This window comes from Natronomonas gomsonensis (assembly GCF_013391635.1).
GTDB lineage: Archaea > Halobacteriota > Halobacteria > Halobacteriales > Haloarculaceae > Natronomonas > Natronomonas gomsonensis_A.
This window is the reverse complement of the sequence record NZ_JACAWU010000002.1, coordinates 40,457-52,838: the sequence shown is the minus strand read 5'-3', so window position 1 is coordinate 52,838 and position 12,382 is coordinate 40,457. Positions and strand designations below refer to the sequence as shown.

12 protein-coding genes are annotated in these 12,382 nt (G+C 64.2%); 8 read left to right on the top strand and 4 right to left on the bottom strand.

The genetic code is table 11. From position 1 onward, the window contains the following. Positions 1-107 precede the first annotated feature (107 nt). Positions 108-1,316 carry a DUF4397 domain-containing protein gene (locus tag HWX69_RS08460; protein WP_178916692.1) on the bottom strand — a complete coding sequence of 403 codons (1,209 nt, stop codon included), beginning with the start codon at positions 1,314-1,316 and terminating at the stop codon, positions 108-110. 584 nt (positions 1,317-1,900) lie between these two features. Here HWX69_RS08460 and HWX69_RS08455 point away from each other — a divergent pair. The 4 genes from HWX69_RS08455 to HWX69_RS08440 all read left to right on the top strand — a co-directional run bounded on the left by HWX69_RS08455 (position 1,901) and on the right by HWX69_RS08440 (position 5,915). Continuing rightward, positions 1,901-2,695: a class I fructose-bisphosphate aldolase gene (locus tag HWX69_RS08455; RefSeq protein WP_156709362.1), complete on the top strand. Its 795-nt coding sequence runs from the start codon at positions 1,901-1,903 to the stop codon at positions 2,693-2,695. Next, positions 2,696-3,550 carry a class 1 fructose-bisphosphatase gene (locus HWX69_RS08450; RefSeq protein ID WP_178916691.1) on the top strand — a complete coding sequence of 285 codons (855 nt, stop codon included), beginning with the start codon at positions 2,696-2,698 and terminating at the stop codon, positions 3,548-3,550. A 68-nt stretch (positions 3,551-3,618) separates the two neighbouring features. Beyond that, on the top strand, positions 3,619-5,322 hold the full coding sequence (locus HWX69_RS08445) for an acyl-CoA carboxylase subunit beta (RefSeq protein ID WP_178916690.1): 1,704 nt from the start codon (positions 3,619-3,621) through the stop codon (positions 5,320-5,322). A gap of 62 nt (positions 5,323-5,384) precedes the next feature. Beyond that, positions 5,385-5,915: a redoxin domain-containing protein gene (locus HWX69_RS08440; RefSeq protein ID WP_178916689.1), complete on the top strand. Its 531-nt coding sequence runs from the start codon at positions 5,385-5,387 to the stop codon at positions 5,913-5,915. On the opposite strand, the gene HWX69_RS08435 is transcribed toward HWX69_RS08440, so the two are convergent. From HWX69_RS08435 to HWX69_RS08425, 3 genes are read right to left on the bottom strand one after another with little or no spacing between them, the layout of a single operon-like run. Then, positions 5,903-6,442 carry a PH domain-containing protein gene (locus tag HWX69_RS08435; RefSeq protein WP_178916688.1) on the bottom strand — a complete coding sequence of 180 codons (540 nt, stop codon included), beginning with the start codon at positions 6,440-6,442 and terminating at the stop codon, positions 5,903-5,905. The two genes, HWX69_RS08440 and HWX69_RS08435, sit on opposite strands and share 13 nt — an antisense overlap. Then, positions 6,439-6,972, bottom strand: a complete 534-nt coding sequence (locus HWX69_RS08430) for a PH domain-containing protein (RefSeq protein WP_178916687.1) — start codon at positions 6,970-6,972, stop codon at positions 6,439-6,441. Before HWX69_RS08430 ends, HWX69_RS08435 begins: the two co-directional genes overlap by 4 nt. A 51-nt stretch (positions 6,973-7,023) precedes the next feature. Continuing rightward, positions 7,024-7,482 carry a MaoC family dehydratase gene (locus HWX69_RS08425; protein WP_178916686.1) on the bottom strand — a complete coding sequence of 153 codons (459 nt, stop codon included), beginning with the start codon at positions 7,480-7,482 and terminating at the stop codon, positions 7,024-7,026. A 155-nt stretch (positions 7,483-7,637) separates the two neighbouring features. On the opposite strand from HWX69_RS08425, the gene HWX69_RS08420 reads away from it, so the two are divergent. The 4 genes from HWX69_RS08420 (at position 7,638) to HWX69_RS08405 (ending at position 12,366) form a co-directional block, all read left to right on the top strand. Then, complete coding sequence (locus HWX69_RS08420; RefSeq protein WP_178916685.1) at positions 7,638-8,387, top strand: PGF-CTERM sorting domain-containing protein; 750 nt, start codon at positions 7,638-7,640, stop codon at positions 8,385-8,387. 72 nt (positions 8,388-8,459) lie between these two features. Next, positions 8,460-9,305, top strand: coding sequence for an HpcH/HpaI aldolase/citrate lyase family protein (locus HWX69_RS08415; RefSeq protein WP_178916684.1), 846 nt, complete (start codon positions 8,460-8,462; stop codon positions 9,303-9,305). 110 nt (positions 9,306-9,415) lie between these two features. Further along, positions 9,416-10,672 (top strand): Glu/Leu/Phe/Val family dehydrogenase, encoded by a 1,257-nt coding sequence (locus HWX69_RS08410; RefSeq protein WP_178916683.1) that lies wholly within the window; start codon positions 9,416-9,418, stop codon positions 10,670-10,672. An 80-nt stretch (positions 10,673-10,752) separates the two neighbouring features. Then, positions 10,753-12,366 (top strand): cytochrome P450, encoded by a 1,614-nt coding sequence (locus tag HWX69_RS08405; RefSeq protein ID WP_178916682.1) that lies wholly within the window; start codon positions 10,753-10,755, stop codon positions 12,364-12,366. Positions 12,367-12,382: the final 16 nt, after the last annotated feature.

Genomic DNA, 12,382 nt, shown 5'->3' with positions numbered 1-12,382 from the left:
CCCTACGGCGAGTGGGCCTAAAGTCTCCCGTGGTGATTCGCCTCGGAATCGGGGGTAAAAATCGACAACGATGGGGTGCCGACCCCAATTAGTCCCTCAACCGAGCGTCAGAAGTTCGGCGTGAGGGAGATGTCGTCGTCCGACTCGTTCCCGGCATCACCGTTCGAAGTTTCGTTTCCGGCCGACGTCCCGTCACCGTCCGGCGTCGTCTCGTCCGGTGTCGTTTCGTCCGGCGTCGTCTCGTCCGGTGTTTCTTCGCTGTCGGGTGTCTCTTCGTCGTCTGGCGTCTCTTCGTCGTCTGGCGTCTCTTCGTCGTCTGGCGTCTCTTCGTCGTCTGGCGTCTCTTCGTCGTCTGGCGTCTCTTCGTCGTCCGGTGGTTCCTCACCATCGCTCGGTTCCTCGGCCTCGTCCGAGACGCCATCGAGACTCGTCACGAGGTCGAAGCTCTCCTCGCCGAGCAAGCCGGTGGCGTACGCCGAGTAGGCGGTGCCGGATTCGACCTCGACGTCGAAGGTGCCGACCACGTCGCCGTTGTTCAACGGCGTGTCAGCACGGACTTCGAGTGTGTACTGTCCCGGCATGACGCCGACGTAATCGGTAGCATCACCGAACGACACGTCGTCGAACACGGTCAGGTTCGAATCAGCGACGGTGACGTCGACGGCCGGTGCGTCCGGCACGGCGTGAAGGAGCCGAACCTGTGCGAGGTCGTAGTCCTCCAACAGCAGCACTTCGACGGTCTCTTCGCCCAACTGCCCGACGGCAGCGGCCGTGTAGAACGTTTCCTCGACGGTTATCTCCTGCTCGTAGACGACGGCGTCGTCGCCTTCGGATTCGCCGTTTTCGTCCTCGGCACCGTCGTCAGTCTCGGTTGTATCCTCGGTCTCGGTGCTGTCGTCAGTCTCGGTGCCGTCGTCAGTTTCCGTACCGTCGTCCGTACTCTCGCTCGCGAGAATCTGCAGCGTATACACCCCGGCACCGACGGTCGCGTACTCGCCGACATCGCCGAACTCGAGGCCCTCGGCGACCGTTTCCTCGCTAAGTTCGCCGTCACCGTCGGGCGCATCCGTTTCGGCCGGCGTTTCGGTTCCCTCCGGTGTCTCCTCACCGTCGGGTGTTGCCGTCTCCTCTGGGGTCTCTTCGTCCTCGGTGTCGGCTGGCTCGGCGGCGGCCACGGGGACGAGTCGGACGTCCACCGCGGGCGCATCCGGAACGAAGTGTCCGACACGAACGCCGCCTTCACCGTCAGCGACGACCCCGTCCATCGGCTCTCCGTCGTCTGTCGGTTCGCCGTCGTCTGTCTCGTCCTGTGCCACGGCGGACCCTCCTAGCACTGCGAGAGCGCTCGCCGCACCTGCTGCCTTGATAGTGTCTCGTCTCGTCGGTGACATTGCGTCCCAGTGGATGCTCCCGGATGGTTAAACAGGGACCAATCGTTCAGCGTTTCTATCAGTAGTATGACTGTATTTTCACAGAAACGGTCCGCTTTCGAAACACGGGGGCCAGTTCAAAAGTCGACCTTACTCGGCGTTGGTTCGGCTTACTGCATATTCGGCGAGTACACGGTCTCTAAACACTCAGTATGGTGTTCAGAACCAAATACGATGTATCCTGGGCCCCGAGTTTGGTAACAAATGACACACCCATTGGCTCTCGTCCAAGCGGCGATTCCGTTCTACATTTCCCGTGTTTACCAACTATATTTCACTTCCGAATTGTTGCTTCGACAGCCAAAACCATAGTTCACTGTTATTTCAATGTATTCGATAATTCGATTCATGGCTCGATTTTGATTCGTAGCTCGAGCTTTTTTACCCCGCGTTCGCGTACGGAGGCCACACTCCGTTCGGACCACCCATACCAGAATCTTCTTTGTCCGCCTCATCGGACAGTCGACCGTATGATTCCCATCGACGACACCCCGCTGTGCCGGGACGGGAAAGCGCTCATCCTCGCCTACGACCACGGGCTCGAACACGGCCCCGTCGACTTCCGTGGCGTCCCCGAGAGCGCGGACCCCGAACGGACCTTCGAGGCGGCGACCCACCCTGCCGTTACGTCGGTCGCCGTCCAGAAGGGCATCGCCGAAGCCTACTACCCCTCCTACTCCGAGGACGTAGACCTGCTGATGAAACTCAACGGCACGTCGAACCTCTGGATGGGCGAGCCGGATTCGGCGGTCAACTGCACCGTCGACTACGCTGCCGAGGTCGGCGCGTCGTCGGTCGGCTTCACGCTGTACGGCGGTTCGAACAACGAAGTCGAGATGGCCGAGGAGTTCCGCGACGCCCAGGAGGCCGCCCGCGAACACGACCTCCCGGTCGTCATGTGGTCGTACCCGCGCGGGCAGGGGCTGAAGAACGACACCAAGCCCGACACCATCTCGTATGCCGCACGGCTGGCACTGGAGTTGGGTGCCGACGTGGCGAAGGTCAAGCATCCGGGCAGTCAGGAGGCCATGGAGGACGCCGTCCGGATGGCCGGCCGGACGAAGGTTGTCATGTCCGGCGGCTCGAAGACGACTGACCGCGAGTTCCTCGCCTCCGTCAAGGAGACCATCGATGCGGGCGGAAAGGGTCTCGCTGTCGGCCGGAACGTCTGGCAGCGCGAGGACCCCACGCGCATCCTCGACGCCCTCGAGAAGGTCATCTTCGAGGAGACGAGCGTCGACGAGGCGCTCGCGGCGGCCGAATAGATGGCCGATGCTATCGAGTCGATACTGGATGCCGTCGCCTCGACGGCGCCGGAGGTACGGGACGGGCTCGTCGGGCGGCGCGTCTACGAATCGGGAGCGAACCCCTCCGGCGAGCAGCAGCTCGCCGCCGACATCTACGCCGACGAACTGCTCGAAGAGCGACTGCTGGACATCGATTCGGTGGGCAGTTACGCCAGCGAGGAACGGGACACGGTCGTCGAACGCGGAACCGACGAAAGCGCATACCACGTCGCCTGTGACCCACTCGACGGTTCCTCGAATCTGAAGTCCAACAACACGATGGGAACGCTGTTCGGCGTCTACGACGAGCCGTTGCCGACCTCGGGGCGGAACCTCGTCGCCTCCGGGTTCGTACTGTACGGCCCCATCACGACGATGGTCGTCGCCCGCGACGGCGTCGTCCGAGAGGAACTCATCGACGACGGCGAACGCGAAGTCGTCACCGAAGACCTCACGCTCCCGGAGAACCCAGTCGTCTACGGCTTCGGCGGCCGGGTCCCCCAGTGGACCGACGCCTTCGCCGACTACGTCGCCGAGGTCGAAGGCGAACTCAAACTCCGCTACGGCGGTGCGATGATAGGGGACGTAAATCAGGTACTCACCTACGGCGGAATTTTCGGCTACCCCGGACTGCGGGACCGGCCCGAGGGGAAACTCCGACTGCTGTTCGAGGGCCACCCAATCGCCCACATCGTCGAGTCGGCGGGCGGAGCGTCATCGAACGGCGAGCGGTCGCTTCTGGACTGCACGCCCGACGACCTCCACGAGCGAACGCCACTGTTCGTCGGTGACAGCGGCTACATCGACCGATTGGAGTCGGCTCTCCCTGAATAAACGAAGAACGTATTTTTTATTTCTTCCCGAGGGAAAACGGTTTAGTGGCAACGCTTGACGATGCACGTATGAAAGTTCGTATCGGGGACGACGCGAGCATCGAAGAGGCAGAGGCCATCGCACAGGCGATGGCGAACCACGCCGAAACAGACGTGGAGGTGTTCGTCGGCGACGACGACGAACCGGCAGCGACGAGCGAGGCCGACCTCTCGCCCATCGAGGACGACCTCGGGCCGACCGAACGCGAGGAGCTGCTCCGCGAACAAATCGAGGACATCGAGTTGGGCGGCCCCGAGAAGTACAAAGAGCGCCTCGGCGACCAGGGGAAACTGTTCGTCCGGGACCGCCTCGAGTTGTGGTTCGGCGAGGACGGCCTCGCCTTCGAGGACGGGAAGTTCGCCGCCTTCGACGCCGACGACAGGCTTCCGGCCGACGGTCTACTGACCGGTGCCGCCGACTTCGAGGGACGAGACGTTCACTTCATGGCCAACGACTTCACCGTCAAGGCCGGGTCGATGGCCGCACGCGGTTGTGAGAAGTTCCTCCGAATGCAACAGCGCGCGCTGAAGACCGGCAAACCCGTGCTGTACCTGATGGACTCCTCCGGCGGCCGCATCGACAAACAGACCGAGTTCTTCGCCAACCGCGAGGGTATCGGCAAGTACTACTACAACCACTCGCGGCTCTCGGGACGCGTCCCACAGATTTGTGTCCTGTACGGCCCCTGTATCGCTGGCGCGGCCTACACCCCCGTCTTCGCCGATTTCACCATCATGGTCGAGGGGATGAGCGCGATGGCCATCGCCAGCCCGCGGATGGTCGAGATGGTCACCGGCGAACAAATCGACATGCAGGACCTCGGCGGCGCGCGGATGCACACCACCGAATCCGGCAGCGCCGACCTCATCGCACGCGACGAACAACACGCCCGCCAACTCGTCTCCCAACTCGTCCAGTATCTCCCGGATAACGCCGACGAGAAGCCGCCACAGGCGAACCCGAAGCCACCGAAACGCTCCCCCGAGGGTATCGACTCGGTCATTCCACAGGAACCGAACAAGGGCTACGACATCCGTGACCTCATCGAGCGGGTCGTCGACCGGGACTCCTTCTTCGAACTCCAACCGGAGTACGGCCCCGAAATCGTGACCGGCTTTGCCCACCTCGACGGCCGGTCGGTCGGCATCATCGCAAATCAGCCCGCCGAGCGCGCCGGCGCCATCTTCCCCGACTCCGCCGAGAAGGCCGCTCAGTTCGCCTGGAAGTGCGACGCCTACAACGTCCCGCTGTTGTATCTATGTGACACGCCCGGCTTCATGGCCGGCTCGCAGGTCGAAAAGGAGGCTATCCTCGAGAAGGGCAAGAAGATGATTTACGCCACCTCGGAGGCGACGGTGCCGAAGCAGTCGGTCGTCGTCCGGAAAGCCTACGGCGCCGGCATCTACGCGATGTCGGGGCCGGCCTACGACCCCGAATCGACCATCGCACTCCCGTCGGGTGAAATCGGAATCATGGGACCGGAAGCCGCCATCAACGCGGTGTACGCGAACAAACTGGCCGACATCGACGACGAAGAGGAACGCAAGGAGATGGAGCAACAACTCCGCAAGGAGTACCGCGAGGACATCGACGTTCGTCGGATGGCCAGCGAAGTCGTCATCGACGAAATCATTCCCCCATCGACGCTCCGAGAGGAACTCACCAACCGATTTAGCTTCTACGAAGACGTCGAGAAGGACCGTCCCTCGAAGAAACACGGCACGGTTCTGTAATTTCGTCCGAGTACCGTTTCCGCAGGCAGCACACCCAAGACGACACGGCGACCAGACCCAGTATGATACGCGAGGGACAGACGGGGCCGGATTTCGCGCTGCCGGGCGTCGAAGGGGGGTCGCCCGCCGTGTACGAACTGTTCAAGCCCATCGAGGCGGGCGACGCCGTGCTGTTGTGGTTCTTTCCCTCGACGTTCCTGCCGACTGCGACGGCGGAACTGTGTGCGATTCGCGACGCCGGCTGGCACGGCCACGAGGGGCTGCAGGTGTGGGGCGTCTCGATGGACAGCATCTACGCGTCGGCAGCCTACGCCGACGACTACGACCTGCCGTTGGTCTTACTCGGAGACGGTGGCAGTGCCGCGGAGTACTACGGCGTCCGCTACGAGGAGTGGGAAGGCCACTACGGACCGCCGAAGCGGGCGGCGTTTCTCCTCAACAGCGACTGGACTGTCGAGTTCGCCTGGACGACCAACGACGCCTTCGCGCCGAGTGACCCCTCGCCGGTCGAGGCGGTCGCCGAGGTACTCGGCGAGATGTTTCCGAACCTCGAAACGGACGTCGCCGTCGACTACGACGCCTACTTCGGCTGACCGTCGAGTTCCCGACGGATGGCCCGAAGTTCCTCCCGGACGCTCTGCCACTGTTCGAGCGTGCCGGGAATCTCGTCGCTGCGCCCGGCGAGGCGTTCGACGTCGGCCCGAACGTCGTCGGGGCCGTAGATGTCGAACAGCCGGAGGTCGGCACCGCCCGCGACGTCGACGGCGACGTTCCCGTAGCCGAACGCCGTTCCGAGGATACCCTGCGAGGAGGTGCTGTTCTGGACGCGGTCGAGTTCGACCGTCCGGACGTCGATGCCGAGGACACCGCTCTTGCGGTACAGCGCACGGTTCGTGAGGACGAATCGCGTGTTGGTGACTCTGAGATACGCATACGCGCCGGGGAGTGGGGCGATGGCCAACAGCCCGAGAGCCAACCGGTCGACGACGAACGACCCGCCGATGGCCGCGGCCACGAGTGCGAGGCTGACGGCGATAGCCGGGGCGGTGCGCATCAGCCGTGGACTGGCCTCCCACTCGACTGCCTCGCCGGCTTCGAGGGACAGCCACGCTTCGGTCATCGTTCTTCGAGGGCGGTGCGAATGGCCCGGAGTTCTTCGAGAACATCGTCGAGAACCTCGCTCTTGTCGTCGCGTGCGGGCTCTTTGGATTTGACACGCTTGTTGATGAGCTGTTGTACGTCGGCGGGGGCGGGCACCGACCGGAACCGCATCTCGACGCCGCTGCCGCCCGCAGTCGAGACGTCGACGTTACCGTAGCCGAAGTACCCGCCGATGGCCGACTGGCTGTAAGAGGTGTTCTGTACCTTGTCGAAGCCGATTTTCTGTACGTCACGGGAGAGGATACCGGTCTTCTTGTAGAGGCCGGCGTCGGTGACGACGTAGTGGGTGTTCTGGTAGGTGAGGTACGCGCTGAGGAGGATGGGAATGCCGATGAGGACGAACGACAGTGGAATCCCGACGACGAGGGCGGGGACGAGGCTACTGCGGTGTGGGCGACTCGACCACAGGAGTTCTTCGTCGTCGTCCAGCGTCAGCCAATCGAGCGACGGTGAATCGGAGGCGCTGCCGGCGGTGGAGGCGGCGGACATACCGCGGGATTGTTCGGCCTCCCTGATAAACGCACGCCAGCGCGGATTCCGTCACTCCGGTCGCTTCAGCGACAGCGCCGTCCGGTCGAGTTCACAGACCAGGGTGTCGTCGGGGTCGTCGACTTTGAACACTTCGAGGTGCATCTCGACGATGCCGCGCTCGCCGTCGCTGGTCTCGCGTTTGTCGGTGACCGTCGTTTGAGCGTACACCGTATCGCCGTGGAAGACCGGGTTGGGATGTTCGACGTTGTCGTAGCCGAGGTTGGCGACGATGGTGCCGTCGGTGGTGTCAGGAACCGACAGCGCGACGGCGAGACTCATCGTGTAGAGCCCGTTGACGAGTCGCCGGCCGAACTGGGTGTCCGCCGCGAAGTCGGCATCGAGGTGCAGCGGCTGTTGGTTCATCGTCATATCACAGAAGTCCTGGTTGTCCGATTCGCTTATCGTCCGTCGCTTGTCGTGTTCGATGGTCTGGCCCACCTCGAACTCCTCGTAGTACAGTCCCGTCATGCGACGGGCGAGGGCGGCCGCCGACTAAACGCTACCGACGGACCACCGTTTGGTGATAGTTCACAAACTAGTCCTATCGAAAGCAACAAAACATATACGTCTCGAATATGTCAGCTCGATACGACGACAGCTCCGCTGTCGTTCCCGCTTCAATCATGAACCATACTACCTTCAAAACGGTCGCACTCGCGGCGCTCGTCGCACTCTCGGTGGTCGGGAGTGCGGGCGTCGCCGCTGGGGCCGACGTGACCGAACCGGCCGGAACGGTCGAGGACATCGAGACGGGCGATGAGACACAGACCGTAAGCGACATCGAGGTGACCAACACCGACCCCGGTGCGGACGGCGTCGACGTGTACGTCAACGTGACCGCCCTCGAAACCGCCGACGTCGGCGTCGACAGCCTCAACGTCGACATCGACGACGCGAACGTCACGAACGCCAACGTCACCGACCAGAACAGCAACCAGAACAACGGCAACACGGTCGTTCGACTGACGTTCGACGTACAGGACAACGAGACCGCCTTCACCGTCGAGTCCCTCGAGTTGGTCCAACTCGACACCGAGAACGCGACGACGACCGAGGGCCTGACCTACGACGTGGTCTCCTCGGACAGCGAGCGTCTCGGCAGCGACGCGCCGGACAGCGAGGACAGCCAGACGGAGTCCTTCGCCATCGTCGACGGTGACTCCGGCGACGACACCGACAGCACGCCGACGGCGACCGAATCCGAGGAAACGTCGACCGCGACCGAATCCGGCGACTCCGACGACGACTCCGACGACTCTGACACCGACGACGGCTCCGGTGACGACGAAAGCTCAGGTGACGGCCCCGGCTTCGGCGTCGCCGCCGCCCTCGCCGCGCTTCTCGGCGCCGCGTTCCTCGTCCGCCGAGCGTAACGTCTCGACCGAACCGGATTTCACCCTTTTTTCGTCGGCAGTTATATTTGACACAGCGACGGATGCGTGGCTATGCCCCGCAGGAGCGTGCTGTTCTCGCCTGCCGACCAGCCCGCACTGATGCACAAGGCGCCCGGTTCGGGTGCCGATACGGTCGTCTTCGACCTCGAAGACGCCGTCGCTCCCGGACGGAAAGCCGAGGCTCGCGAGTCGGTCAACGGGGTGTTGACCGACCCGGAATTCGATCCCGACTGTGAGGTGTGTCTCCGGGTGAATCCGACGCCGAGCGTCGCCGACGAGGACATCGAGGTGGCGCTTTCGGGAACTCCCCGTGTCGATTCGGTGATGGTACCGAAAGCCGACTCGGCCGCCGCCGTCCGCGAGATGGACGAACTGCTCCACGAACACGGCTACGACCTACCGGTCATCGCCCTGTGTGAATCCGCCTCGGGCGTACTCCACGCCGAGGAAATCGCCGCGACGCCGGCCGTCGACGCCGTCGCCTTCGGTGCAGAGGACCTCTCGGCGGACATCGGCGCGACCAGAACCGACGACGGAACCGAGGTCTCTCACGCCCGCCAACACGTGGTCTTGGCGGCCAGCGCCGCCCAAATCGACGCAATCGACACCGTGTTCACTGACATCGAGGAGACGGACCGACTCGCCGAGGAGACGCGCTTTGCGGGACAACTGGGCTACGACGGGAAGATGGCCATCCACCCGGCACAGGTGGCGGTCATCAACGAGGCGTTCACGCCCGACGGCGAGGAAGTCGAATGGGCCGAAACGGTACTGGAGGCCCGCGATGACGCCGAGGCCGACGGACGCGGCGTGTTCCGGGTCGACGACGAGATGATAGACGCGCCGCTCATCGCCCGTGCCGAGCGCATCATGGAGCGACACCGTGCCTCGGAGTGAACGGGCGGTCAGCTACGTCACTCCACACGTGCCATCTGACGGTCACGTTTGGTGGCCCCTCCAGTAGGTGGTTCGTCACGCTTAAGCGGTGACTGACCGAGTGCTTTGGTATGTCTGAGGATGTCAATCCGTTCGAGAGCTTTCAAGAACAGCTCGACGACGCCGCGGCCTACGTGGACGTCGACGAGGACACGCTCGAACGCTTACGAAACCCTGAACGAGTACTTGAGACGAACCTCTCCGTCGAGCTAGACGACGGCTCTATCGGCGTGTTCCGGGCCTACCGCTCGCAGTTCAACGGCGACCGCGGGCCGTACAAGGGCGGCATCCGCTATCACCCGGGCGTCAGCCGTGACGAGGTGAAGGCGCTGTCGGGGTGGATGGTGTACAAGTGTGCGACCGTCGACATCCCCTACGGCGGTGGGAAAGGCGGCATCGTCATCGACCCACGGGAGTACTCGACGGCCGAACTCGAACGCATCACCCGGTCGTACGCGAAGGAACTCCGACCACTCATCGGCGAGGACCGCGACATCCCCGCACCCGACGTGAACACCGGCCAACAGGAGATGAACTGGCTGAAAGACACCTACGAGACGCTCGAAAACACGACGGCGCCGGGCGTCGTCACGGGGAAAGCTATCGAATCCGGTGGGTCCCGTGGGCGTGTCGAGGCGACAGGCCGCTCGACGATGTTGACCGCTCGTGAGGCGTTCGACTACCTCGGCAAGGGGATGCCCGGAGCGACCGTCGCCGTACAGGGGTACGGTAACGCCGGCAGCGTCGCCGCACGCCTCCTCGAATCGGAACTCGGAGCCAACGTCGTGGCGGTCTCGGACTCCTCCGGTGCGGTGTACGACGAGACGGGACTGGACGCCGAGGCGGTCAAGGAACACAAACTCGAAACCGGGTCGGTCACGGGCTACGACGACGTCGAGGAGTTGACCAACGAGGAGTTGTTGACGCTGGACGTGGACCTGCTGGTGCCGGCGGCACTGGAGAACGCCATCGACGGCGACCTCGCCGAGGAGGTGAGCGCGGACGTCATCGTCGAAGCGGCAAACGGCCCGCTGACGCCGGACGCCGACGACGTACTCACCGAACGGGACGTCCACGTTTTCCCCGACATCCTCGCGAACGCCGGTGGTGTCACCGTGTCGTACTTCGAGTGGGTCCAGAACAGACAGCGGTTCTACTGGACCGAGGAGAAAGTCAACGACGAACTGGAGCGCCACATCGTCGAGGCGTTCGAGGGGCTCATCGACTGTTACGAGGAACTCGAGATTCCGAACTTCCGGACGGCAGCCTACGTCGTCGCGCTCCGCCGCGTGCTGACCGCCTACGAGGAAGGCGGCACGTGGCCGTAGCCACATAACGGCACGCCGTCCGTGCATCCACGGCGGAAGCGGCCAATCAAGTTATACATGTGTGACAATAACACACATGTATGAGCATCCTCAGCCCGGGTGGGGATGGGCCACAGCACGGCCCGACGCTGACGGAACTCGTCGAGTTTCTACCGACGCTCGTCAACGACGACCCGGTCGTCGTCGCGACAGCGCTCCGTGACCGCTACGGCGACGTAGTTCGCGTCCCGCCGCTACATCCCGCGCTCGATTCCGGGGTGTACCTGCTGTCGAACCCCGAGGACATCCAGTCGGTGCTGCAGTCCGACCCCTCCGATTTCCGCGCGCTCGACGTTCCCGGCTCGCGGGACTTCAGCCGCGTCGTCCGCAACAGTATCGTCAGCCTCCACGCCGACAGCGGAGAGGGGTCGTGGGTGGAACGCCTCCGACTCGTCGGCCCGGAATTCGCCGAAGAGCAGGCACAGGGCCACGTCCCCGAGTTGGCGGAGACGACGCTCTCGACGCTCGGGGAGTTCGCCGACGGTCTTCCGGGGCAGGTGAGTTCCGGCGACCCGAGTACGGTTCCGGAGCCTGCTCGCGTCTGGGCGGCCGGCACCGACGGCATCCGCCTGTTGCCAGCGATGCGGCGACTCACGTTACGGCTCCTCGGCGTCTCGCTGTTCGGCCCCGATATGCGCGCCCACGAGGTCGAGGTCATCGACGCCGTCGCCACCCTGCGGGCGCTGTTCAAGCGCCGGCAACTCCACCTCGTCACCAGTTACGCGACTCGACAACTGCCCGAGCGGCTGTCGCTGCCGTCGTGGATACATCGGCCGCTGGGGTTCGACCCACACATCGAGTTGACGGGCCGTCACGAGCGGCGGACCGAGGCCGCCGTCGAGACGCTGCAGTCAGCGGCAACGGACGTGGTCGCCCGCCGACAGCGCACGCCGCTGGTGTTCGACGACGCCCTCGGCGAGTGGCTCCGCCGCCGGGACCCCGTGACCGGCGAGCACATCCCACCGGAGGCGCTCAGACAGGAGGTGATGGGGTTGCTCATCGCCGGCCACGCGACGATGAGCGCCGGGCTGACGTGGGCGTTCTACCTGCTCGCTGCTCGGCCGGAGGTCCAACAGCGAATCCACGAGGAGGCACGCGCGACCGCGCTGCTCGCCGGCCCGGACGCACTCGACGACCACGACCTCCCGGACGGACCGGAGGCCGCCTGTCACCCGGTCGATGGACCGCAGTTCCTCGAATCGGTCCCGTACACACGGCGGGTCTGGAAGGAGACCATGCGGCTGTACCCGTCATTGCCCATCTTCGGCCGGACCGCGAAATCGGACGTGACGTTCGGCGACGTCGACGTCGAGGCCGGCAGTCACGTCCTCGTGAGCCCGTACGTCGTCCACCGGGACCCCGACCTGTGGGACGACCCGGAGACGTTCGACCCCTCGCGATTCGAGAGCGAGTCTGACCGCCACGAGTTCGCGTACTTCCCGTTCTCCGGCGGCCGCCACGCCTGTCTCGGGGAAGCCATCGCGACGACGGAGGCGACGACTGTCCTCGCGACGACGCTCGCGACTCACCGCGTCGAATTCGCAGGCCCCGGCGCCGAAGAGCCACACGAGGCTCCCGACGTGGGCATCGACTCCGCCATCAACCTCCAGCCCGACCGGGACATCGTCGTCCGGTTCGTTCCGCGAGAGGCCTGACGCTCTCGACGGGATA

Bases quoted from the DNA above. Each gene is read 5' to 3' on its own strand.
- HWX69_RS08455 (WP_156709362.1), top strand. From the start codon at position 1,901: ATGATTCCCATCGACGACACCCCGCTGTGCCGGGACGGGAAAGCGCTC.
- HWX69_RS08450 (WP_178916691.1), top strand. From the start codon at position 2,696: ATGGCCGATGCTATCGAGTCGATACTGGATGCCGTCGCCTCGACGGCG.
- HWX69_RS08445 (WP_178916690.1), top strand. From the start codon at position 3,619: ATGAAAGTTCGTATCGGGGACGACGCGAGCATCGAAGAGGCAGAGGCC.
- HWX69_RS08440 (WP_178916689.1), top strand. From the start codon at position 5,385: ATGATACGCGAGGGACAGACGGGGCCGGATTTCGCGCTGCCGGGCGTC.
- HWX69_RS08435 (WP_178916688.1), bottom strand. From the start codon at position 6,442: ATGACCGAAGCGTGGCTGTCCCTCGAAGCCGGCGAGGCAGTCGAGTGG.
- HWX69_RS08430 (WP_178916687.1), bottom strand. From the start codon at position 6,972: ATGTCCGCCGCCTCCACCGCCGGCAGCGCCTCCGATTCACCGTCGCTC.
- HWX69_RS08425 (WP_178916686.1), bottom strand. From the start codon at position 7,482: ATGACGGGACTGTACTACGAGGAGTTCGAGGTGGGCCAGACCATCGAA.
- HWX69_RS08420 (WP_178916685.1), top strand. From the start codon at position 7,638: ATGAACCATACTACCTTCAAAACGGTCGCACTCGCGGCGCTCGTCGCA.
- HWX69_RS08415 (WP_178916684.1), top strand. From the start codon at position 8,460: ATGCCCCGCAGGAGCGTGCTGTTCTCGCCTGCCGACCAGCCCGCACTG.
- HWX69_RS08410 (WP_178916683.1), top strand. From the start codon at position 9,416: ATGTCTGAGGATGTCAATCCGTTCGAGAGCTTTCAAGAACAGCTCGAC.
- HWX69_RS08405 (WP_178916682.1), top strand. From the start codon at position 10,753: ATGAGCATCCTCAGCCCGGGTGGGGATGGGCCACAGCACGGCCCGACG.